This window comes from Rathayibacter sp. VKM Ac-2762, assembly GCF_009866585.1.
In the GTDB taxonomy this organism is placed as follows: Bacteria; Actinomycetota; Actinomycetes; order Actinomycetales; family Microbacteriaceae; genus Rathayibacter.
Window position 1 is genome coordinate 1,655,070 of record NZ_CP047419.1, and the last position, 21,767, is coordinate 1,676,836.

Below are 21,767 nucleotides of genomic sequence, written 5' to 3' on the forward strand. Positions count from 1 at the left end.
CGCGCGTCGGCGGGATGAGCGCCGCGGCTCGTCCGAGCGCGGCGACTACGCTGATTCTATGTCGGGGCAGGGCGGGACCAGAGTCGTGAAGACCATCGGGGGCGCCGTCGGCGGTCTGATCGGCATCGTCGCCATGAGCGTCGTCGCGGGAGTCCTGGTGGCCGCCTCGGTGACGCCGGCGATCGCGCTGAGCGGCATGGCCGCCGGCAACACGGTGGAGATGTTCGACAACCTCCCCGAGTACCTCGAGATCGGCACGCTCGCCGAGAAGAGCGACGTGTACGCGAAGGACTCCTCCGGCGGCGACGTGCTGCTCGCCTCCTTCTACGCCCAGAACCGCGTCGAGGTGGGCTGGGACGAGATCTCGCCGTTCGTGAAGGACGCCGTGGTCGCCTCCGAGGACCCCCGCTTCTACGAGCACGGCGGCATCGATCTGCTCGGCACCGTCCGCGCGGCCGCGACGACGGCCATGGGCGGGGACGTCCAGGGCGGCTCCTCCATCACGCAGCAGTACGTCAAGAACGTGCTCGTGCAGAAGGCGGAGGCGCTCAGCGATCCGATCGAGCGCGACGCGGCCTACCGCGAGGCCACGGAGACCACTCCGGAGCGCAAGGTCGCCGAGATGCGGCTCGCCATCGGGCTCGAGAAGGAGTACCCGAAGAACGACATCCTGCTGGGCTACCTCAACATCGCCCTGTTCGGCGGCACCGTCTACGGCGTCGAGGCGGCCGCCCGCTACTACTTCGGAGTGAGCGCGAAGGACCTCTCGCTCGCGCAGTCCGCCGCGCTCGTCGCGATCGTGAACAACCCCGAGAAGTTCCGCTTCGACCGGCCCGGCGACCCGGCGAACCCCGCCGCGGAGGGCTACCCGCAGACCCGGGACCGGCGCGACTACATCGTGACCCGCATGGACCTCGAGTCGAAGGTGACGTCCGAGCAGGCCCAGGCGGCCGTCGCCGAGCCCGTGACGCCGAACATCACCGAGCCGAGCACCGGCTGCCAGACGGCCGGAGTCGCGGCCTTCTTCTGCGACTACGTCACCTGGGTCATCAAGAACGACGACGCGTTCGGTGCGAGCCAGGACGAGCGCGACGCCACCTTCAAGCGCGGCGGCTACCGGATCTACACGACCCTCGACTCCGACCTGCAGCAGGCCGCCGTCTCGGCCACCGACGACTGGGTGCCCAAGTCGATGGCGAACGTGAACATCGGCAGCGCGAGCGTCTCGGTCGAGGTCGGCACCGGCCGCATCCTCGCGATGACCCAGAACAAGGACTACTCCAACGATCCGGACCTGACGGGCCCCAACTACACGAGCGTCAACTACAACACCGACTTCGGGTACGGCGGCTCCTCGGGATTCCAGGTCGGTTCGACCTACAAGGTCTTCACCCTCGCGGAGTGGCTGCAGGAGGGGCACTCGCTCGGCGAGAGCGTCGACGGCACCCGCCGCGCCTACACGACCTTCCGTGACAGCTGCGAGCCCGACGGCGTCTACTACGGCGAGTCCTGGAACCCCGGGAACGACGAGGGCGGCAACGGAGGAGTGACCACGGCCCTGCAGGCCACGACCGGCTCGATCAACACCTCGTTCGCCGCCATGGCCCAGCAGCTGGACCTCTGCGGCATCCGCAACACGGCGCTGGCGATGGGCGTGCACCGTGCCGACGGGACCGAGCTGCAGAAGCTCGCGCCGACCATCCTCGGCACCAACGAGATCGCTCCGCTCACGATGGCCACGGCCTTCGCCGGCTTCGCGAACAAGGGCACCGTCTGCACGCCCATCGCGATCGACCGCATCGTCGACCGCACGGGCGCCGACGTCGCGCCGCCCGCCTCCGAGTGCAGCCAGGGGATGTCCGAGGAGGTGGCCGCGACCGCTGGCTACGCCCTGCAGCAGGTGGTGACGGGCGGCACCGGCGCCCCCTCCAACCCCCGCACCGGGGTGCCGCACATCGGCAAGACCGGCACCACGGACGACGCGCTGCACACGTGGATGGTCGGCGCGAGCACCGAGGTCGCCACCGCCACCTGGGTCGGCAACGTGACCGGCTTCACCTCCATGCGCGGATTCAGTCTCAACCGGGTGAACGCCGGTCAGGTGCGCCACCAGATCTGGCCGCGCATCATGCGCGTCGCCGACGCGAAGTACGGCGGGACGGCGTTCCCGGCTCCCGTCCGCTCGCTCGTCGACGCTCCGCAGGAGGCCGTGCCCCAGGTCACCGGCCAGAGCCCCTCTGCGGCGGCCGCACGCCTGCGCTCCGTCGGCTTCACGGTCCGCGTCGACACTTCTCCGGTCCCCTCCGACCGCCCGGCAGGGACGGTCGCGCAGACGAACCCGCCCGCCGGGTCGCGCGTCTCCCGGGGCGCGGAGATCACCCTGCAGATCAGCGCCGGACCGGGCGCCCCGCCCCGCGCGGGCTGAGCCCCTGCACCCCCGGCTGCTCCCGAGGGAGCGTCCGGCAGAATGAACGCGGCCGCGCTCGCGGCCGACGTGCGAGAGAAGGACCCATGACCGGACGCACCCGTCGCCCCCTCACCACCGCCCTCGCGACCGTCGCCGCGGCCGGAGCCGTCGCCGCGGCCTGGGGCATCGGCGTCGAGCGGACGCTGTTCACCGTCCGGCGCACGTCGTTCCCGGTGCTGCCCGCCGGTTCCGAGCCGATCCGCGTCCTGCACGTGTCGGACCTGCACATGGCCCCGTGGCAGACGAAGAAGCAGGAGTGGATCCGCTCGCTCCTCGCCCTGGCGCCCGACGTCGTGGTCGACACCGGCGACAACCTCGGCCACCGCGACGGCGTGCTCGGCATCCGCCGGGCCCTGGAGCCCTTCGCCGGGATCCCCGGCGCCTTCGTCAACGGATCCAACGACTACTTCGGCCCTCGGATCAAGAACCCGCTCCGCTACTTCGTCGGCCCCTCCAAGAACCCCAAGCAGCACGAGGCCGATCTCGACACCGACGGGCTGACCGGCTTCTTCTCGGACGGGCTCGGCTGGGTGGACCTCAACAACCGCGCCGAGAGCATCACGGTGAAGGGGACGCGCATCGAGTTCTTCGGCGTCGACGACCCGCACATCGGCCTCGACCGCATCGACCTCGTCGCCGGAGCCGTGGACGAGCTGCGCGGCGCGGAGGACGGACCGGCCGGGGTCAGCATCGGCGTGGCGCACGCGCCCTACCAGCGCATCCTCGACGACTTCGTCGCCCGCGGCGCCGAGGTGATCCTCGCCGGGCACACGCACGGCGGGCAGGTCTGCGTCCCGGGCTTCGGCGCCCTCGTCACCAACTGCGACATCCCGCGCGACAAGGTCGCCGGCTCGACGACGTGGGACAACGGACTGCGCAGCTCGTACCTCAACGTGTCCGCCGGAGTCGGCACCTCGATCTACGCACCGGTGCGCTTCGCCTGCCGGCCCGAGGTGACCCTCGTCACGCTCACTCCGGCGGCCTGACGAGGGGTGTCCGACGGCGGTCCGGAAATCGGCTACTATTGTCGAGGCTCGTGAGCGGTTCTCCGTGATGAGCACACCGGGGTGTGGCGCAGCTTGGTAGCGCGCCTCGTTCGGGACGAGGAGGTCGTGGGTTCGAATCCCGCTACCCCGACCGGTGAGAAGCCCGGCCAGGATCGATGATCCGGCCGGGCTTCGTCGTTCCCGGGGCGTTCTCGGAATTCTGCTGTGGCGGGGCTCGCCCACAGGCGGATGCTCGCCCGGGCCGGAGCCTGGTCGACGACGGAGCCGGCGCGATCACCGCCCCGCGCTCTCCGGCTCGAGCACCCCTGTCGGCGCGCCAAGCGTCCTGCGCACGGGCGTGCCTCCAGCCCACTCCCCCGCGCCTCCCGGCCCGATCCCAGCAGCCGGGAGCGAGACTGTTCTTCCGCCGTCGTCGCCGCCCCCGCCCGACGACCGACGAGAGGAGCACCGTGACCCGGTCGCTCACCCGCCTCACCCTCGCCATCAGCGTGCCCTACGTGGTCGCGCTCGCAGCGATCGCCTTCTGGCCGACGCCCGTCGATGCGGGAGTGCGGGGGGATCTCGGCCGAGTGACCTCCTGGTTCGCCCGGCACGGCCTCCCGATGGTCGACTACGCGTTCATCGAGTCGACTGCCAACATCGCCCTGTTCGTGCCCCTGGGGCTGCTCCTGGCCCTCAACCTGCGGCTCCGGAGGGCGTGGGTCGCCGTCGCCGTCGGCGCCGTCGTGAGCTCGCTCATCGAGGCGGGCCAGCTGCTCTTCCTCTCGGCGCGCTTCGCCACCGTCGACGACGTCGTGATGAACACCTCCGGCGCCCTCGTCGGCGCGGTCGCCGGCGTCCTGCTCCGGATGGTCGTCCGCGCACGACGACGCCGGAGGGCGGCGGAGTGGGACGACGCCTTCGCGCACATCCCCCTCCGCGGCACCTCCGGCGTCGTGGCGGATCAGCCGAGCCGCGTCCGCTGAGACGACGGCTCTGCCGCGTCAGCGGCCGAGGCCGCGGTACTCCCAGCCGGCCGCACGCCAGGCGGCGGGGTCGAGGCAGTTGCGACCGTCGACGAGGAAGGTGTTGGCCACCTTCGCCGCCGTGGCCGCGGGGTCGAGGGCGCGGAACTGCTTCCACTCCGTCACGACGACCACGGCGTCGGCACCGGCCAGCGCCTCGTCGACGTCGGTCGTGTAGGTGATCTCGGGGTAGCGGCGGCGCGAGTTCTCGATCGCCTCGGGGTCGGTCGCGACCACGGTCGCACCGAGGTCGTGCAGGCGCGCGGCGACGTCGAGCGACGGCGAGTCGCGGATGTCGTCCGACTCCGGCTTGAACGCCAGACCGAGCACCGCGATGCGGCGGCCCTCGACGGAGCCGCCCAGGCCCTCGGTGACGAGGTCGACGACGCGCTGGCGGCGACGCAGGTTGATCGCGTCGACCTCCTTGAGGAAGGCGACGGACTCGCCGACGCCGAGCTCGTCGGCGCGGGCAGAGAAGGCTCGGATGTCCTTCGGGAGGCAGCCGCCTCCGAAGCCGATGCCCGCGTTCAGGAAGCGGCGGCCGATCCGCACGTCGTAGCCGATCGCGTCGGCGAGCTGCGTGACGTCCGCGCCGGTGACCTCCGCGATCTCGGCGATCGCGTTGATGAACGAGATCTTGGTGGCGAGGAAGGCGTTGGCCGAGACCTTCACCAGCTCGGCGGTGGCGTAGTCGGTGACCACGAGCGGGGTCTCGGCCGCGAGCGCCGTCGCGTAGACCTCGTCGAGGGTCGCCTTCGCCGCTGCTCCGGCCTCGCCCGCGGGCACGCCGTAGACGAGCCGGTCGGGGCTGATCGTGTCCTTGACGGCGAAGCCCTCGCGGAGGAACTCGGGGTTCCAGGCGAGGGTCGCACCGGAGGAGGCGATGCGGTCGGCCAGGCGGGCGGCGGTGCCGACGGGGACGGTCGACTTGCCGACGACGAGGGAGTCCGCCTCGAGGTAGGGCAGGAGACCGTCGATCGCCGAGTCGACGTAGGTCATGTCCGCGGCGTTCTCGCCCGGCTTCTGCGGGGTGCCGACGGCGACGAAGTGCACGGCCGCACCGGCGGCGTCGGCCATGTCGGTCGAGAAGCGCAGACGCCCGGAGGCGACGCCGGAGGACAGCAGCTCCGGGAGGCCGGGCTCGAAGAACGGCGCGGTGCCGGCGGCCAGGGCGTCGATCTTCTTCTGGTCGACGTCGATGCCGATGACGTCGTGGCCGAGCTCGGCCATGGCGGCAGCGTGGACGGCACCGAGGTAGCCGCAGCCGATGACAGAAAGCTTCACAGGGGTTCTCCGAATCGTGGCGGGTTCGTGTCGCGGTCGCGACGGTGAGGAGGAGCGATGCGATGCGGCGAGGCGTCAGCGCGCCCGCGGACGCGCGACTACCGCCGCGCCAATGCTCTCAGATCACGGGAGACGTCGGCGACAGCCGCCGCGATCTGCGCCGCCACGCGCTCGTGCACGGCCTCGCTGCGGCCGATCGGGTCCTCGATGTCGTCGCCGCCCTCGCCCCGCGGGGCGCGCCCGCGGTGGGCGGCGGCGAGCCGCACGACGGCGCGGAGCCGCGCGGCGGGGTCCTCGACCGTCGGCAGCGGCACCTCCCGCAGCACGAACGGCAGCACGCGGGCGAACTCGAGCAGCGTGAAGCCGCGGAGGAGGAGCGACGGGAAGCGCCGGGAGGCGTCGACCAGGTGGTCGCGCGTCATCGTGAGCAGGAGGTCGGCGTCGCCGACGATCGCGTCGCCGAGCACCGCGCTCGTGTGCGCGGCCGGGTCTCCCCCGTGCTGAGCCGAGAAGCGGGCCGAGACCGGGTCCATCGGCAGTCCGTCGCGCGTCCTCACTCCGGCGCTCGTGAACGCGAAGAGCGGACCTCCCGCGGGTGATGTCGCGTCGGCGAGTGCGGCGCGCAGCAGCTGCTCCGCTATCGGCGACCGGCAGATGTTGCCGGTGCAGACCGAGAGCACGGTGAAGACGGGGGCGGCGGAGGCGGCGACCGGTTCGTCCGGTCGCCAGCTCCGGCGGGCGGGGCGGGCGGAGTCGTCTCCCGGGAAGATCATCGCGGGGCGCTCAGGCCGAGGTCGACGCGGGCTCGGGCTCGACGGCCGTGTCCGGGCGGGCGCCCGATCGCTCGGAGCCGTAGTAGCTCGTGTAGTAGTACCCGTAGCCCCGGCCGACCTGGCCGCGCGCGGGCACGCGGTTGAGGATCACGCCGAGGGTGTGGCCGCTGACCCGCTCGAGGTTCTGGATCGCCTTGCCCAGCTCGTCGGTCGTCGTCCTGCCCGCGGAGATGACCACGAGCGCGCCGTCGGTGCGGGCGGTGAGGATGGCGCCGTCCGTGACGGGCAGGAGCGGCGGCGCATCGACGATCACGATGGCCTCGCGAGCGATCTCGTGCAGGAGGATGTCCATGCCGTTGGAGCCGAGCAGCTCGGACGGGTTAGGCGGGATCGACCCGGCTCCGAGCACCCAGAGGTTGCCGGACGGGCCCCACGGCTGCAGGACGTCCTGCAGCTCCGCCTTGCCGATCAACAGGTCGGTCAGGCCGACGCCGGGGACGAGGCCGAACGACTTGGCGACGGTGGGCTTGCGCAGGTCGCCGTCGACGACGACGGTGCGCTGGCCGGAGGCGGCGAGCGTCACCGCGAGGTTCGCGGTCACCGTCGACTTGCCGTCCGAGGGCAGCGGGCTCGTCACGACGATGATGCGCGGCGGGCTGTCGATGTTCATGAACTGCAGGTTCGTGCGGAGCTCGCGCAGCGCCTCGGCGAGTGCGTGCTTGCCGTCGGCCTTGATGTAGTCGGTCGTGTCGGCCTCGGGGACGATGCGGTTGGTCTCGCTGAGGCGCTTGTCGACGGGGAGGGTGCCGACCACGGGGAGGTCGAACAGGCGCTCGACCATCTCGGCGGTGCGGATGCGCCGGTCCAGCGTGTTGCGGACGAACGCGTAGACGAGGCCGAGGACGAGGCCCGCGAGCGCGCCGACCGCGAGGACGAGGCGCAGGTTCGGGAACGCCGGCGAGGACGGGAGCGCCGCGGTCTGCAGGACGGTGAGGGAGACCGTGTCGCCGACGCCCGTCTCCTGGTTGACCTGCTGCACCTTGGTGGCGATGGCCGCGACCCAGGCATCGGCGAGCTTCTGCGCGCCCTCGGGGGTGGAGGCGGTGGCGCTGACCTTCATCACCGGGGCGACCGTGTCGGCCTGCACCGCGATCGCCGAGATCAGCGTGGCGGGCGAGACGTCGAGGCCGAGGCTGTCGATCGCGATCTGCGCCACGTCGCGCGAGGTGGCGATCGGGACGTAGGTGGCGAGGCTCGACTTGGCGACGGACTGCGCGATCTGCTGCGTGTAGATCGCCTGGCTGTCGTCGGCACCGGTGGTGGCGACGGAGACGAGGCCCTGCGAGTCGGCGACGTACCGCGGCTTCTGCGTCAGCGACCAGCCGAAGGCGACGAGAGTGCCGAGGAGGATCGCCGCGACGATCGGGATCCAGTGGTCGCGCAGGAGCCGGAGGACGTCTCGAAGTTCCACAGAGTCAGATTTCCTTCGCTGGTACGGATCACGCGGCGGGCGCCGGAGACGGGTTCTTCCGAATTCTGACACAGCGCTTCCGCGCCCTCGGCGCCAGGCGCGTCAACCGTGCCACCCGTCGGGGGTGGGCTGCGGCGGAGTCCCTCTCGTGATCACTCCGAGGCCCTCGAGCTCGACCAGGGCGGACTCGACGACCGCTGCCGCATCGACGCCGGCGGGCGGCGGGCCCGCCTCCTCGAGCACCGCGGCGACGAGACCGGGCAGATCGGAGCCCCGGCCGGCGTGGCGCCAGATCGTCGGGCCGATGCCGGACAGGCGCACGAGGGTGCCGCCGCAGAACACGAGCAGCTGGCCGTCGGCGAGCTCCACCGCGTCGTCCGCAGGGGTGCGCAGGACGGTGCCGGGCAGGGCCTCGCCCACAGCGTCGAGCTGCACGGAGACCACCTCGGACCAGGCGGACGGGGCCTCGGCGCCGAGGGACGCGAAGACCTCCTCGACCAGGTGCACCACGCTCGCGGCCTCGGAGTAGACCAGTCGCCGGACGCCGCCCAGCGCCGAGAGGGTGCGGACGAGATCGGCGATCGGCCGCGGTCGGGCCGAGAGGTACGAGGTCTGCGGCACCAGGTCCTCGATCGCGTCGACCGGGTCGACGTGCTCGAGGAAGGGCGTCCCGACGCCGTCGCGGCGCTCGAGCAGGAGGACGCCCGCCAGACGCAGGGGCTCCTCCGGGACCGGTCGGAGGGCGAGCGACCCGGGGGCCAGCTGCGCCTTCGGCGCCGATCCGGTCAGCGGCTTCACCGACAGCGGCTTGGGATAGGGCAGGACGCGCCCCTCCAGGGTCACGCCGACCGTCTCGTCGGTGACGTAGCCGAAGCGGGACCCGAGCGTCCGGGCGATGGTGGTCTTGCCGGTCCCGGAGGCGGCGACGAAGGCCAGCACGCGGCCGGACTCGTCGGAGATCCCGCAGGCGTGGAGCATCAGCAGGTCGGCGCGCCTGGCGCCGATCGCCTCGAGGGTCAGGGTCGAGGTCAGGGACTCCTCGAGCTGCGCGAGCGTGGCGCTCGAGACCCGGGGCGAGCCGTCGACCGGGACGGAGGGGTCGTGCCCCACCTCGGCGAGGACGTCGCGTGCTCCCGCGTCGGGCTCGGACGCGCAGGCCGCCCAGCTGTCGGCGATGCGCGCCGCGTCCTCGTCGCCGACGCCGCGTCCGAAGACCACGCGGAACGGGGTCCCGAGGACCGAGACGGACAGGGTGCGGGGCTCGGCGCCCCTCCCCCCGGCGATCAGTACGCCCCGTCGCGGGCGAGGACGGCGCGCGCGGTCTTGAAGAGGATGACGATGTCGCCGGTCATCGACCAGTTCTCGACGTAGTACAGGTCGAGGCGGACGGTGTCCTCCCACGAGAGGTTCGAGCGTCCGCTGACTTGCCAGAGCCCGGTGATGCCCGGCTTCATCAGGAAGCGGCGGTGCACGTGCTCCTCGTACTGCTCGACCTCGCGGGCCAGCGGCGGGCGGGGGCCGATCAGGGACATGTCGCCGCGGAAGACGTTCAGGAACTGGGGCAGCTCGTCGAGGCTGAAGCGCCGGAGGATCGCGCCCACCCGGGTGACGCGCGGGTCCTTCGCCATCTTGAAGAGGATCGAGTTCCCCTCCGCACGCTGCTGCGACGCGAGAGCCGCCAGTCGCGCCTCCGCGTCGACGACCATAGAGCGGAACTTCAGCATCTCGAAGGTCGCGCCGTTCAGGCCGATGCGCTCCTGCCGGAAGAGCACGGGCCCGGGGCTGGTGACCTTGACCAGCACGGCGACGACGACGAGCACCGGCGCGCTGAGGATGATCAGCATGGTCGACGCGAGGATGTCGAAGAGCCGCTTGGCGAACCGCTGGCGGCCGTCGAAGCGCGGGGTCTCGACGTGGATCAGCGGAAGGCCCGCGACGGGGCGGGTGTGGATGCGCGGACCGCCGATGTCGGTGAGGCTCGGCGCCACGACGAGGTGCTCGCGCCCGGGCTCGAGCGTCCAGCTCAGCTCGCGGATCCGCTGCGGCGCCAGCTCGTCGGAGCTCGTGACGACCACCGTGTCGGCACCGGTGGCGTCCATCACGGCGCGGACGCCGTCGATCCCGGTGAACCCGTGGACCGCGAGGCCCGAGAGCTCCTGCTCGCTCCGCAGCGCGTCCGCACCGCCGACCGAGGTCGAGACGGCGCCGACGAGCTTGTAGCCGGCCTCGGTGCCGCGACGCAGCTCGCGCGCGGTGTGCAGGACGCTCGCGCGGGAGCCGAGGAGCACGACCTGGCTCGAGAAGCGGCCCGCCCGGCGCTGCCGGGTGAGCCAGGAGCGCCAGACCAGGCGGCCGACGCAGATCAGCACGATCCCGGCGGGGAACGCCGTGATGATGTAGCCGCGCGCGAGCAGGATCTGGAGCAGGTAGGCGATGATCGCGACGATGCCGAAGAGCCAGATGGAGGCGTCGACGACGCGGCGGTACTCGACGTAGCCGGTGCCGACGATCCGGCGGTCGCGCGTGTCGAAGACCTGGAGGGCGAGGAGCCAGCCGACCGACAGGGCGACGGACACCCAGGTGTAGCTGACCGCGATGTCGGCGGGGTTCTTGAACCCCAGGTCCGAGTTCAGGTTCAGGTCGAACCAGAAGAGCTGCGTGCCGAAGACGGAGAGGACGATCGCGACGACGTCCGTGATGAGCAGCCGTCGCCGGTAGTCCTGCTCCCACGACGGCCGACGCCTCAGCGGTGCCCCTTGCGCCGTCATCGTTTCCCCCGACCTTTCCTGCTGCTTCGAAAGGCGTAATTCCGTTTCCGGTGTTGTCACGTCGTCAGGCTACCCACTTCCTCGTTTCGGAGGGGTGTCGCACCGGTGAGGAACGCTCGACCGGTCAGCCGCGGAGCCGGCCGCGACTCTCCTGGAGGTAGCACGCGCCGCACAGCGACTCGTAGGTGACCGCCGTTCCGTCGATCGCGACCTGATCGCCGTCGAAGACGAAGCGGCCGTCCACGACGCGCCCGTTGAAGATCGCTTTGCGCCCGCACCGGCAGATCGTCTTCAGCTCCTCGAGGCTGTGGGCGATCTCCAGGAGCCGCCTGCTGCCCGGGAACGCGGCGGTGCGGAAGTCCGTGCGGATGCCGTACGCCAGGACGGGCACGTTCTCGAGGATGGCGATCCGGAGCAGATCGTCGACGTGCGACTCCGGCAGGAACTGCGCCTCGTCGACGAGCAGAGCACTCACGTCGCGCTTCGACTCGGCCAGCACGCGGGCCCGGGCGGCGGTGAAGACGGCCACCGGGTCCCCGTCGGGCTCGAACAGGATGTCCACCGGACGGGTCACGCCGAGCCGCGACACGATCAGCTCCTCGCCCTTCGTGTCGACGGCCGGCTTGGCCAGCAGCACCCGGTGCCCGCGCTCCTCGTAGTTGTGCGCGGCCTGCAGGAGCGACGTGCTCTTCCCGCTGTTCATCGCTCCGTAGCGGAAGTACAGCTTGGCCATCAGGTCTCCTCGGGGCGGGTCCGGAGGCGGGGCCCCCGGGGTGAGCAGGGGCCGGTCACGGGAGGAACCCGTCCTCGCCGGCGCGGCGGATCAGATCGGCCCGGCGGCTCGCGGGCCTGCCGACGGCGACGTACTTGCGGCGCACGCGCTGCAGGTAGGTCTTCGCGGTCTCGAACTGCACGTTCATCTTGGCGGCGACCTCGGGGGTGCTCGATCCGGACGCGTAGAGACGCAGCGCCTCCAGCTCGCCGGCGCTGAGCCGTGGGCGCTGCTGCGCCGCGACTCCGGACGGCAGGGGCCGCCACTGCGCGGACGAGACGTCGGCAGAGCGCATCTCGAGAGCGGCGCGGGTCTGCTCCATCACCTCGGCGAGCGGGCGCGACTTCGCCAGGTGCCGCGCCGCTCCGGCCTTCAGGGCGCGCTCGCGGACCTCGTCGTCCTCGCTCGCGGAGAGCGCCACGACCGCGGCTCCGGCCGCCCGGCAGGTCCGGATCCGCGCCTCGATCGAGATCGGCTCGCGCAGCTCGACGTCCATCACGACCACCTGGGTGGGGAAGACATCGCTCGTCACCAGGTCGTGCCAGGTGGAGGCGGCCACGACGACCTCGAAGTCCGGGGCGTGGGTGCGGATCCACGCGCTCGTCGCCGCGAGCAGGTCCTCGCGCGGGTCGAGCAGGCCGAGCCGGACCGCACGGGGTGCCGCGTCGCGGGCGCTCCGGGCGGAGGAGCCCGAGGGCTCGCCGGAGCGGGTGACCATGCGGACGATCCTAGCCGCGGCCGGGCCCGCCCCCGGCTCAGAACAGCGTCGGCTGCCCGACGCCGGGCAGGATCGCGGCGCGCTCCGGCCCGAGCTCCCCGACCAGCAGCCCGTCGTGCTGGAGGGAGCGCCGCTCGCCGCCGAGGGTCCGCAGCGTCCCGAGCGAATTCAGGGCGGAGGACTTGACGGAGCCGGTGGCCGGGTCCTCCTCGCCGCGCTCGAGCCCGTGGGCGCGCATCAGCGGGCGGATGCGCGCCGAGAGCCAGCGCCGGTACTCGAGAGGCGCGTAGGCGTCGCGCCCCGGGTAGAGCGCTCGGTACTTGTCGACCAGCTCGGGGTGCTCCTGCCCGAGCCACTGCAGGAACCACTCCTTCACCCCGGGCTTGAGGTAGAGGGTCGAGTACATGATCGTGCTGGCGCCCGCCTCGCGGCAGGCCCGGAGCGACTCGTCGAGGTGCGCCCGGGTGTCGGTGAGGAACGGCAGGATCGGCATCAGGAACACCGAGCAGTCGAAGCCGGCCTCCCGTGCCGCGGTGACCGTCGCCAGCCTGGCCGCCGCAGTCGGCGCACCCGGCTCGACGGAGCGCTGAAGGCCCTCGTCGTAGACGGCGATCGACACTCCGAGGTCGACCGGGACGTGCTCGGCGGCCTCGCGGAGCAGCGGCAGGTCTCGCCGCAGCAGCGAGCCCTTCGTGAGGATCGAGATCGGGGTGCCCGAGGCGGCGAGCGCGGCGATGATGCCCGGCATCAGCCGGTAGCGGCCCTCGGCGCGCTGATAGGGATCGGTGTTGGTGCCGAGTGCCACGGGGTGCCGCTCCCAGCTCGGCTTCGCCAGCTCCCGGGTGAGGACCTCGGCGACGTTCACCTTCACGACGATCTGCGAGTCGAAGTCGCGGCCGCCGTCGAACTCGAGGTACTCGTGCGTCGGCCGGGCGAAGCAGTAGGTGCAGGCGTGGGTGCAGCCGCGCATCGGGTTGATGCTCCAGCCGAACGGCATCTTCGAGGAGGTGTGCACGCGGTTGAGCGCCGACTTCGCGAGCACCTCGTAGAAGGTGATGCCCTCGAACTCCGGCGTGCGCACCGTCCGCACCAGGTCTGTGAGCTTGACGAGCCCGGGCAGCGCGGCCTCGTCGGCCGTGCCGATCGACTGCCCGCTCCACCTCATGGAGCCATTAGAACATACGTTCGAACGGGTCGCACCCGATCAGACCGAGGCGGACAGCTCCAGCGTCTCGGCGGTCGCGGTGACCGTCTGCTCGGCCTTCTCGGGCGCGTCGTTGAGCGTCGAGCCGTAGCTCGGCACCAGCGCGCGGATCCGCGGCTCCCAGGCCTTCATCCGGTCGGGGAAGCACTTCTGCACGATGTCGAGCATGATCGGCACGGCGGTCGAGGCTCCGGGCGAGGCGCCGAGCAGGCCGGCGATCGTGCCGTCCCCTCCGGTGATGACCTCGGTGCCGAACTGCAGCACGCCGCCCTTCTTCTCGTCCTTCTTCATCACCTGGACGCGCTGGCCGGCGGTGATCAGGTACCAGTCCTCGTCGCGGGCGGTGGGCAGGAACTCGCGCAGGGCCTTCATCTTCTTGCCACGGCCGGCGAGCACCTCGCCGATCAGGTACTTCATCAGGTCGAGGTTGTCGCGGGCGACCGCGAGCATCGGGCCGATGTTGTGCGGCCGGATCGACAGGGGCAGGTCGAGCCACGAGCCCCGCTTCAGGAACTTGGGCGTGAAGCCCGCGTAGGGGCCGAAGAGGAGGGACGACTCGCCGTCGACGACGCGCGCATCGAGGTGCGGCACCGACATCGGGGGCGCGCCGACCGCGGCCTTGCCGTAGACCTTCGCCTTGTGCCGGGCGACCAGCTCGGGGTTGTCGGTGCGGAGGAACTGCCCCGAGATCGGGAAGCCTCCGAAGCCCTTGATCTCGGGGATGCCCGACTTCTGCAGGAGGTGCAGCGCACCGCCGCCGGCGCCGACGAAGACGAAGCGGGCGGTCACCGACTGGGGCGTGCCTCCGACGACCTGCTTGAGGTCGAGGCGCCAGGTGCCGTCCTTCTGCCGGGTGATGTCGGTGACCTCGCGGCCGGTGTCGAGCGTGCCGCCGTGGGCGACGACGTGGTCGAACAGCTGGTGGGTCAGCGAGCCGAAGTCGACGTCGGTGCCGGCCGGCATGCGCGTCGCCGCGTAGGGGCCGCCGCCGGCGGGACGCTGCTCCATCAGCAGGGGCGCCCACTCGTGGATGGTCTTGACGCTCTCGGTGAACTCGATGCCGGCGAACAGCGGCTGGTCCTTGAGCGCCTCGTAGCGCTTCCGGAGGTACTCGACGTTGGCCTCGCCGTGCACGAAGGTCATGTGCGGCGCCGGGTTGATGAAGCTGGAGGGCTCGCGGATGTCGCCGGACTCCACCAGGCTCGACCAGAACTGGCGCGAGATCTGGAACTGCTCGTTGATCTGGATCGCCTTGGCCGGGTCGACGGAGCCGTCGGCCGCCTCGGGCATGTAGTTCAGCTCGCAGAGGGCCGCGTGACCGGTGCCCGCGTTGTTCCACGGGTTCGACGACTCCTGCGCCACGCCGCCGAGGCGCTCGTAGGCGGCGATCGTCCAGTCGGGCTGCAGCTGGGTGATGAGTGCGCCGAGCGTGGCGCTCATGATGCCCCCACCGATGAGGGCGACGTCGACCGGTTCCGAGGAGTTCACGAGAGTCGAGTTTACGCTCGCCCGAGCACGCCGCGGCGGAGAGGGGCCCCGCTCCCCCATCAAATTCGCGGCTTTTCCACCCGGAAGGGGCCGGAGCGCTCGGCGCCGGCCCCGTCCACGCAGGTCAGGAGACGGGCTGCTTCGCCGCGATGAGCTCGGCGATCTGCACGGCGTTCAGGGCCGCGCCCTTGCGGAGGTTGTCGTTGCTGATGAAGAGCGCGAGGCCGCGTCCCTCCGGAGCGCCCTCGTCGGCGCGGATGCGGCCGACGAAGCTCGGGTCCTTGCCCGCGGCCTCCAGCGGAGTCGGCACCTCGCGCAGCACGACGCCGGGCGCGTCGGCCAGCAGCTCGCGAGCACGCTCGGGGCTGAGGGCGGAGGCGAACTCGGCGTTGACGGAGAGCGAGTGGCCGGTGAACACGGGGACGCGCACGCAGGTGCCCGAGACCAGCAGCTCCGGGAGCTCGAGGATGCGGCGGCTCTCGTTGCGGAGCTTCTTCTCCTCGTCGGTCTCGTTCGAGCCGTCCTCGACCAGGCTCCCCGCGAAGGGGATGACGTCGAAGGCGATCGGGGCGACGTACTTGTCCGGCGCGGGGAAGTCGACCGCCGAGCCGTCGTGCACCAGGTCGAGCAGGTGCTCGTCGGCGACGGCGGCGCGGACCTGGCCGGCCAGCTCGTTCGCTCCGGCCAGCCCGCTGCCGGACACGGCCTGGTAGGTGCTGACGATCAGGCGCGTGAGCCCCGCCTCGCGGTCGAGGACCTTGAGGATCGGCATCGCGGCCATCGTGGTGCAGTTGGGGTTGGCGATGATGCCCTTGACCGCCTGGTCGATGGCGTGGGGGTTCACCTCGCTGACGACCAGCGGGACCTCGGGGTCCATCCGCCAGGCGCTGGAGTTGTCGATCACGGTGACGCCGGCCGCGGCGAAGCGGGGCGCCTGGGCGCGCGAGCCCGTGGCTCCGGCCGAGAACAGGGCGATGTCGAGCCCCGACGGATCGGCGGTCTCCACGTCCTCGACCACGACGTCCTCGCCGCGGAACGGCAGCGTCGTGGCCGCCGAGCGGGCGGTGGCGAAGAAGCGGATGGACGCGATCGGGAAGTCGCGCTCCTCGAGGAGGCGGCGCATCACCTTCCCGACCTGGCCGGTCGCGCCGACGACGCCCACGTGGAGGGGAGTGCTGCTCATGCTGTGCTCTTTCGTCCGTGCGGCGCGCGGGCCGCTCGTGGCGGGGGGATCGAGGGAGAGGGTACCGGTCGGTCCGGCCGCTCGGGAGGAACGGCCGGATCGCGAGGGTGTCCGGCCGTCAGCGGCCGGTGCCGGCGTAGACGACGGCCTCGTCCTCGGCGTCGAGCCCGAAGGCCGTGTGCACGACGCGCAGGGCCTCGTTCACGGTGTCGGCGCGGGTGACGACCGAGATGCGGATCTCGCTCGTGGAGATCATCTCGATGTTGATCCCGGCCTCGTAGAGGGAGCGGAACAGCTTCGCGGAGACGCCGGCGTTGGTGCGCATCCCGGCGCCCACGAGCGCGAGCTTGGCGATCTGGTCGTCGTACTGCAGGGACTCGAAGCCGACCTCGTCCTTCTCGGCGTTGAGAGCCATGAGGACCGTCTGGCCGTCGGCCTTGGGCAGGGTGAACGAGATGTCCGTGCGGGCGGTCGCCGCAGCCGACACGTTCTGCACGATCATGTCGATGTTGGAGCCGGTCTTGGCCACGATCGTGAAGATCTGCGCGGCCTTGCCCGGGATGTCGGGGACTCCGACGACGGTGATCTTCGCCTCGTTCAGGTCGGCGGCGACTCCGGCGATGATGGGCTCTTCCACGGCTTGTCCGTTCTGCTCGGCGCCGGCGGTCTCGGCGTTGTAGACGATGGTGCCCTCGTTGGGGCTGAAGGAGGAGCGCACGTGGAGCGTGACTCCGTGGCGGCGGGCGAACTCGACGGCGCGGATGTGCAGCACCTTCGCTCCCGCGGCGGCCAGCTCGAGCATCTCCTCGCTGGTGATGCGGTCGAGCTTGCGGGCCTTCTTGACGACCCTCGGGTCGGCGGTGAAGACGCCGTCGACGTCGGTGTAGATCTCGCAGGTATCGGCGCCGAGTCCTGCGGCGAGCGCGACGGCGGTGGTGTCGGAGCCGCCGCGGCCGAGGGTGGTGATGTCCTTCGTGTCGCGGTTGAAGCCCTGGAAGCCCGCGACGATGACGACGGCGTTCTCGTCGAGCGCCTCGCGGAGGCGGACCGGGGTGATGTCGACGATGCGGGCGGCGCCGTGCTGTGCGTCCGTGATCATGCCGGCCTGGCTGCCGGTGAAGGAGCGGGCCTCGAAGCCCATGCTCTTGATCGCCATCGCCAGCAGCGCCATCGAGATGCGCTCGCCCGAGGAGAGCAGCATGTCGAGCTCGCGGGGGGCGGGGATGGGAGTGACCTGGTGGGCGAGCTCGAGCAGGTCGTCGGTGGTGTCGCCCATGGCCGAGACGGCGACGACCACGTCGTTGCCCGCCTGCTTGGTGGCGACGATCCGCTTCGCGACCCGCTTGATGCTCTCCGCGTCGGCGACGGAGGACCCGCCGAACTTCTGGACGATCAGGCTCACGTGCTGCTCCCGTGTCGGTGGCTGGACCGCCGTCGCGACCCGACGGGCGAGTCTACCGGTCGACCGCATGCCGGAGCGGTCATGCGACTCCGGCGGCCGCGTCAGTTCTCGACGAGCCGGCGGCCCTCGAAGGCGCGGCCGAGGGTGATCTCGTCGGCGTACTCGAGGTCTCCGCCGACGGGCAGCCCGGAGGCCAGGCGGGTGATGCGGATGCCGAGGGTGCTGAGCATGCGCGAGAGGTAGGTCGCCGTCGCCTCGCCCTCGAGGTTCGGGTCGGTCGCGATGATGACCTCCTGCACCTCGCCGTCCGCGAGCCGCTGCAGCAGCTGGCGGATGCGGAGCTGATCCGGGCCGATGCCGTCGATCGGGCTGATCGCGCCGCCGAGCACGTGGTAGAGCCCGCGGAACTCGCGGGTGCGCTCGATCGCCGGGACGTCCTTCGCCTCCTCCACGACGCAGATGACGGCGCGGCTGCGGCGCGGATCGCGGCAGATCCCGCAGGTCGCCTCCTCCGCCACGTTCCCGCAGATGTCGCAGAAGTGCACACGGCCGCGCAGCTCGAGCAGGATCTCGGCGAGCCGGGTGACGTCGAACGTCTCGGTCTGCAGGATGTGGAACGCGATGCGCTGGGCGGACTTCGGGCCGATGCCGGGGAGCCGGCCGAGCTCGTCGATCAGCTCCTGGACGATGCCTTCGTACATGCGGTCGCCTCCTCTCGGGTGGGGCGGACGGGGGTGGCGGTGCGGGCGGCGGAGGGGCGGCGGGGTCTCACGCGCCGGTCACGCGGGGGCCGCGCGGCGTGTGGGGCTGCTCCTCGATGAACTGGGCGCCGAGGATCTCGCGGACGACCGCCTCGCCGTAGCGCTGACGGCCGTCGGCGGTCGCCGAGCGGGTCGTGCGGGTGACCGGGCGCGCGGCGGGAGCCGGACGCTCGGCGACGGGGCGGGCCGCGGCGGGGCGGCAGGCTCGGGCGCGGCGGCGGGCTCGCCGGGAGGTGCGACGGTCGCCCAGGAGTCGGGCATCGGCGGCTCGACCGGCGGCATGTCCTCCTCCGGCGGCTCCTCGTCGAACGGGGGCTCGTCGCCGGCGGGAGCGACTTCAGCGGCGGCGAGGGGGGCGGCGCGCACCGGCTCGGCGGCCGCGGCGGGGGCCTCCACTGGAGCGGAGGGAGCAGCCGCCTCGGCCGCAGGGGTCGGATCGGCGGGGATCGCCACCGTGGCCCAGCCGTCGGAGCCGGTCGCGGCCGGGATCGGCGCAGCCGGGGCGGGCGCGGCGGTCGCCTCGACGGCGGCGCGCTCGGCCTCCGGGGCGGCGGCGCGAGGCTCGACGCGGGCGATGTACTTCACCCGCAGGCCGAGGACCTGCTGGATCGCCTGACGCAGGTACTCGCTGACTCCGGGCTGCCCAGCGGTTCCCGGCATCTTGAACGACTCGACGTCGTTCTGGCTCGGGAACGAGAGGGTCAGCACGTCGTCCTTGAGGGCGCGCACCTGGGCGGTGTAGGCCACCAGCCAGGCGGTCATCTTCGCCTTCTGCACGACCTCGAGGATCTCGGGCCAGGTGTCCTTCATCCGCTGGAGGGTGACCGCGCCGTCGGCGGATGCGTCGCCCGCGGCCGCAGCGGGTGCGGAGGCGGCGGGCGCCTCAGTGGACGCAGCGGCCTGATCCGACGGCTCCTGCCCGACCGGCTCCGGACGAGCCGCCGCGGCGGTCGTCGCGCGGGGGCGTCCTGACTCGGCCGGCGCGGACTCGTCCGCCTCCGGGGCGGCCGCCGTCTCGTCGGGCGCCTTCACCGGCGGCGCAGCGACCGGTGCGGACGCCGTCACCGGCGCCTCGGTGCGCGGAGCGGCCGCGATGGACTCGGGCACCGAGCCGGGAGCGGCGGCGTGCGAGGCGTGGTGGGGCTCGGGCGCACGGGACGGCTCGGACGCGCGCGACGCCTCGGACGACCGCGGAGCGGGCGCCGCGGTCTCGCGCGGCGGGGCCACGTGCCGCGGGCGCTCCTCCTGGGCAGCAGTGGGCGCGATGCCGGCGCCGGTGCCGTGCACCAGGGTGCGGGCGATCATCAGCTCGAGGTGCAGGCGCGGCGAGGTCGCACCGGTCATCTCGGTGAGGGCCTCGTTGACCACGTCGGCGATGCGGGAGAGCTCGGCCAGGCCGAGCGCGCGCGACTGGCCGGCCATGCGGTCGAGCTCGTCCTGCGAGACGCCGCGGAGGACGGCCGAGGCCGCTCCCCCGGTCGCGGCGACGACGATCAGGTCGCGGAGCTTCTCGAGCAGGTCCTCGACGAAGCGGCGCGGGTCCTGCCCCGTCTGGATGACGCGGTCGACCGCTCCGAACGCCTCGGCGGAGTCGTGCTCGGCGAGCGCGTCGACCACCTCGTCGAGCAGGGCGCCGTGGGTGTAGCCGAGGAGGGCGACGGCCCGCTCGTACTCGACGGTCTCGGCCTCGGAGCCGGCCATCAGCTGGTCGAGCAGGGAGAGCGTGTCGCGGACGGACCCGCCGCCCGCGCGGACCACGAGCGGCAGCACGCCGGCCGCCACGTGCACGCCCTCGCGCTCGCAGAGCTCCTGCGTGTAGTCGAGCATCTGCGCCGGCGGGACGAGCCGGAACGGGTAGTGGTGCGTGCGCGAGCGGATCGTGCCGATGACCTTGTCCGGCTCCGTGGTCGCGAAGATGAACTTCACGTGCTCCGGCGGCTCCTCCACGATCTTGAGCAGCGCGTTGAAGCCCTGCGGCGTGACCATGTGCGCCTCGTCGAGGATGAAGATCTTGAAGCGGTCGCGCGCCGGGGCGAAGATGGCGCGCTCGCGCAGATCGCGCGCGTCGTCGACTCCGTTGTGGCTCGCCGCGTCGATCTCGACCACGTCGAGTGAGCCCTGGCCCTCGCGGCTGAGCTCGACGCAGCTGTCGCAGACGCCGCAGGGGGTGTCGGTCGGGCCCGTCGCGCAGTTGAGGCAGCGGGCGAGGATGCGCGCCGAGGTGGTCTTGCCGCAGCCGCGGGGGCCGCTGAAGAGGTAGGCGTGGTTGACGCGGTTGGTGCGGAGCGCCGTCATGAGCGGATCCGTCACCTGGGACTGGCCGATCATCTCGGCGAACGTCTCGGGCCGGTACCGGCGATACAGGGCTGCTACCACCCGACAAGAGTAGCCGCGACCTCCGACACCGGAGCCGGGACGGCGGAGACCGGAGCGCGCGTAGCCTCGGTCCCGTGCTCCCGCCGCCTCCGCTCCCCCGCTTCGACGCGGTCGTGCTCGCCGGCGGACGCGCTTCCCGCCTCGGCGGCGCGGTCAAGCCGCTCCTCCGGCACCGCGAGTCGACGCTCCTCGGCACCGCCCTCGCAGCCGTGCGCGGAGCCGAGCGGAGGGTCGTGGCCGGACCGTCGTCGCTCGCACAGGCCGTCGACGGCGCCGAGCTCGTCCAGGAGGATCCGCCGTTCGGCGGCCCGGTCGCGGGCCTGGCCGCCGCGCTGCCCCTGCTCGACCGCCCGGGCGCTCCGGACTGGGTCGTCGTTCTCGCCGCCGATCTCGTCGCCCCCGCTCCCGCCGTGCACACGCTGCTCGAGGTCGCGTCGAACGCCGTCGAGGCCTCCCTCCTGGCCGTCGACGCGAGCGGCCGAGCCCAGCAGCTCCTCGGCGTGCACCGGCGAGCGGCCCTCGTCGAAGCGCTCACCGCGCTCGGCGATCCCGACGGCGCCTCGGTGCGCGCCCTCCTCCGGGACCTTCCCCCGCGGCTCGTGACGGTGCCCGGAGAAACGACCGACGACGTCGACGCGCCCGCCGACGCGCTCCGGCACGGGATCGACCTGCCGGGCCCGCGCGGCGCAGACTGAGCGGATGGACGACACGACCGGCCCCCGCCCCTCCGCCTCCGACGGCGCCCGCCCCACGGAGGAGGTGCTCGCCGGCTGGTGGGCCGAGCTGTGCTCCGCGCTCGGCCTCGGCGAGGTCCCGGTGGACCCGGACGCCCTGCTCGCCCTCGCCGGTCGCGCGGCGCACGGAGTGGTCCGGCCGGCGGCTCCGCTGACCACGTTCCTCGCGGGCTACGCGGCGGGCCTGGCCGGGGGTGGCCGGGACGCGCTCGACGCGGCGCTCACGGCCTCGCACCGGGCGGTGGACGAGCGTCCGCACGCCTCCTGAGACGCTACTCCACCGGCCTCGATCCGGCACCAGGCCGACGCCGTACGGTTCCCCCGAGTCCCGGCGCCGCGGCTCGGACCGAGAGCG

Annotated in this window: 17 protein-coding genes, 1 tRNA gene and 1 pseudogene; 6 read left to right on the forward strand and 13 right to left on the reverse strand. The window is 72.3% G+C overall.

The genetic code is table 11. The annotated features are described in order from the left end of the window. Positions 1-58 precede the first annotated feature (58 nt). From GTU71_RS07825 to GTU71_RS16430, 4 genes are all read left to right on the forward strand, one after another. On the forward strand, positions 59-2,425 hold the full coding sequence (locus tag GTU71_RS07825) for a transglycosylase domain-containing protein (protein ID WP_104233738.1): 2,367 nt from the start codon (positions 59-61) through the stop codon (positions 2,423-2,425). 86 nt (positions 2,426-2,511) lie between these two features. After that, positions 2,512-3,453, forward strand: coding sequence for a metallophosphoesterase (locus GTU71_RS07830; RefSeq protein ID WP_104222183.1), 942 nt, complete (start codon positions 2,512-2,514; stop codon positions 3,451-3,453). Between the two features lie 77 nt (positions 3,454-3,530). After that, positions 3,531-3,604: transfer RNA gene (locus tag GTU71_RS07835), tRNA-Pro, on the forward strand. A gap of 319 nt (positions 3,605-3,923) precedes the next feature. Beyond that, positions 3,924-4,439, forward strand: coding sequence for a VanZ family protein (locus GTU71_RS16430; RefSeq protein WP_244230667.1), 516 nt, complete (start codon positions 3,924-3,926; stop codon positions 4,437-4,439). An 18-nt stretch (positions 4,440-4,457) separates the two neighbouring features. Here the strand turns inward: GTU71_RS16430 and GTU71_RS07845 are convergent, their stop codons facing one another. From GTU71_RS07845 to GTU71_RS07905, 13 genes and pseudogenes are all read right to left on the reverse strand, one after another. Continuing rightward, the gene (locus GTU71_RS07845) at positions 4,458-5,762 is read right to left on the reverse strand and encodes a UDP-glucose/GDP-mannose dehydrogenase family protein (protein WP_104222179.1); all 1,305 of its coding nucleotides are present in this window, start codon (positions 5,760-5,762) and stop codon (positions 4,458-4,460) included. Between the two features lie 98 nt (positions 5,763-5,860). Then, positions 5,861-6,535, reverse strand: coding sequence for a hypothetical protein (locus GTU71_RS07850; RefSeq protein ID WP_159939610.1), 675 nt, complete (start codon positions 6,533-6,535; stop codon positions 5,861-5,863). Between the two features lie 10 nt (positions 6,536-6,545). Beyond that, positions 6,546-8,006: a polysaccharide biosynthesis tyrosine autokinase gene (locus GTU71_RS07855; protein WP_159939611.1), complete on the reverse strand. Its 1,461-nt coding sequence runs from the start codon at positions 8,004-8,006 to the stop codon at positions 6,546-6,548. A gap of 102 nt (positions 8,007-8,108) precedes the next feature. Next, positions 8,109-9,224, reverse strand: coding sequence for a hypothetical protein (locus GTU71_RS07860; RefSeq protein ID WP_159939612.1), 1,116 nt, complete (start codon positions 9,222-9,224; stop codon positions 8,109-8,111). 65 nt (positions 9,225-9,289) lie between these two features. Then, positions 9,290-10,774, reverse strand: coding sequence for a sugar transferase (locus tag GTU71_RS07865; protein WP_104222171.1), 1,485 nt, complete (start codon positions 10,772-10,774; stop codon positions 9,290-9,292). Between the two features lie 124 nt (positions 10,775-10,898). After that, positions 10,899-11,507, reverse strand: coding sequence for a thymidine kinase (locus tag GTU71_RS07870; protein WP_104227256.1), 609 nt, complete (start codon positions 11,505-11,507; stop codon positions 10,899-10,901). Between the two features lie 55 nt (positions 11,508-11,562). After that, positions 11,563-12,264 (reverse strand): DNA-binding response regulator, encoded by a 702-nt coding sequence (locus GTU71_RS07875; RefSeq protein ID WP_159939613.1) that lies wholly within the window; start codon positions 12,262-12,264, stop codon positions 11,563-11,565. Between the two features lie 37 nt (positions 12,265-12,301). Beyond that, a complete protein-coding gene (locus tag GTU71_RS07880) occupies positions 12,302-13,429 on the reverse strand; it encodes an Rv2578c family radical SAM protein (protein WP_104222165.1) in 1,128 nt (375 codons plus the stop codon). Between the two features lie 39 nt (positions 13,430-13,468). Next, complete coding sequence (locus GTU71_RS07885) at positions 13,469-14,956, reverse strand: malate:quinone oxidoreductase (protein WP_279631244.1); 1,488 nt, start codon at positions 14,954-14,956, stop codon at positions 13,469-13,471. 124 nt (positions 14,957-15,080) lie between these two features. After that, complete coding sequence (locus tag GTU71_RS07890) at positions 15,081-16,139, reverse strand: aspartate-semialdehyde dehydrogenase (protein ID WP_159939615.1); 1,059 nt, start codon at positions 16,137-16,139, stop codon at positions 15,081-15,083. A gap of 118 nt (positions 16,140-16,257) precedes the next feature. Beyond that, positions 16,258-17,541, reverse strand: a complete 1,284-nt coding sequence (locus GTU71_RS07895; RefSeq protein WP_104222160.1) for an aspartate kinase — start codon at positions 17,539-17,541, stop codon at positions 16,258-16,260. A 101-nt stretch (positions 17,542-17,642) separates the two neighbouring features. Next, positions 17,643-18,242, reverse strand: coding sequence for a recombination mediator RecR (gene recR, locus GTU71_RS07900; RefSeq protein ID WP_104222157.1), 600 nt, complete (start codon positions 18,240-18,242; stop codon positions 17,643-17,645). 67 nt (positions 18,243-18,309) lie between these two features. Next, a pseudogene (locus tag GTU71_RS07905) lies at positions 18,310-20,630 on the reverse strand (DNA polymerase III subunit gamma and tau). A 122-nt stretch (positions 20,631-20,752) separates the two neighbouring features. On the opposite strand from GTU71_RS07905, the gene GTU71_RS07910 reads away from it, so the two are divergent. Next, positions 20,753-21,373, forward strand: a complete 621-nt coding sequence (locus GTU71_RS07910; RefSeq protein ID WP_244230668.1) for an NTP transferase domain-containing protein — start codon at positions 20,753-20,755, stop codon at positions 21,371-21,373. 4 nt (positions 21,374-21,377) lie between these two features. Continuing rightward, the gene (locus GTU71_RS07915; protein ID WP_219814208.1) at positions 21,378-21,680 is read left to right on the forward strand and encodes a DUF6457 domain-containing protein; all 303 of its coding nucleotides are present in this window, start codon (positions 21,378-21,380) and stop codon (positions 21,678-21,680) included. Positions 21,681-21,767 lie beyond the last annotated feature (87 nt).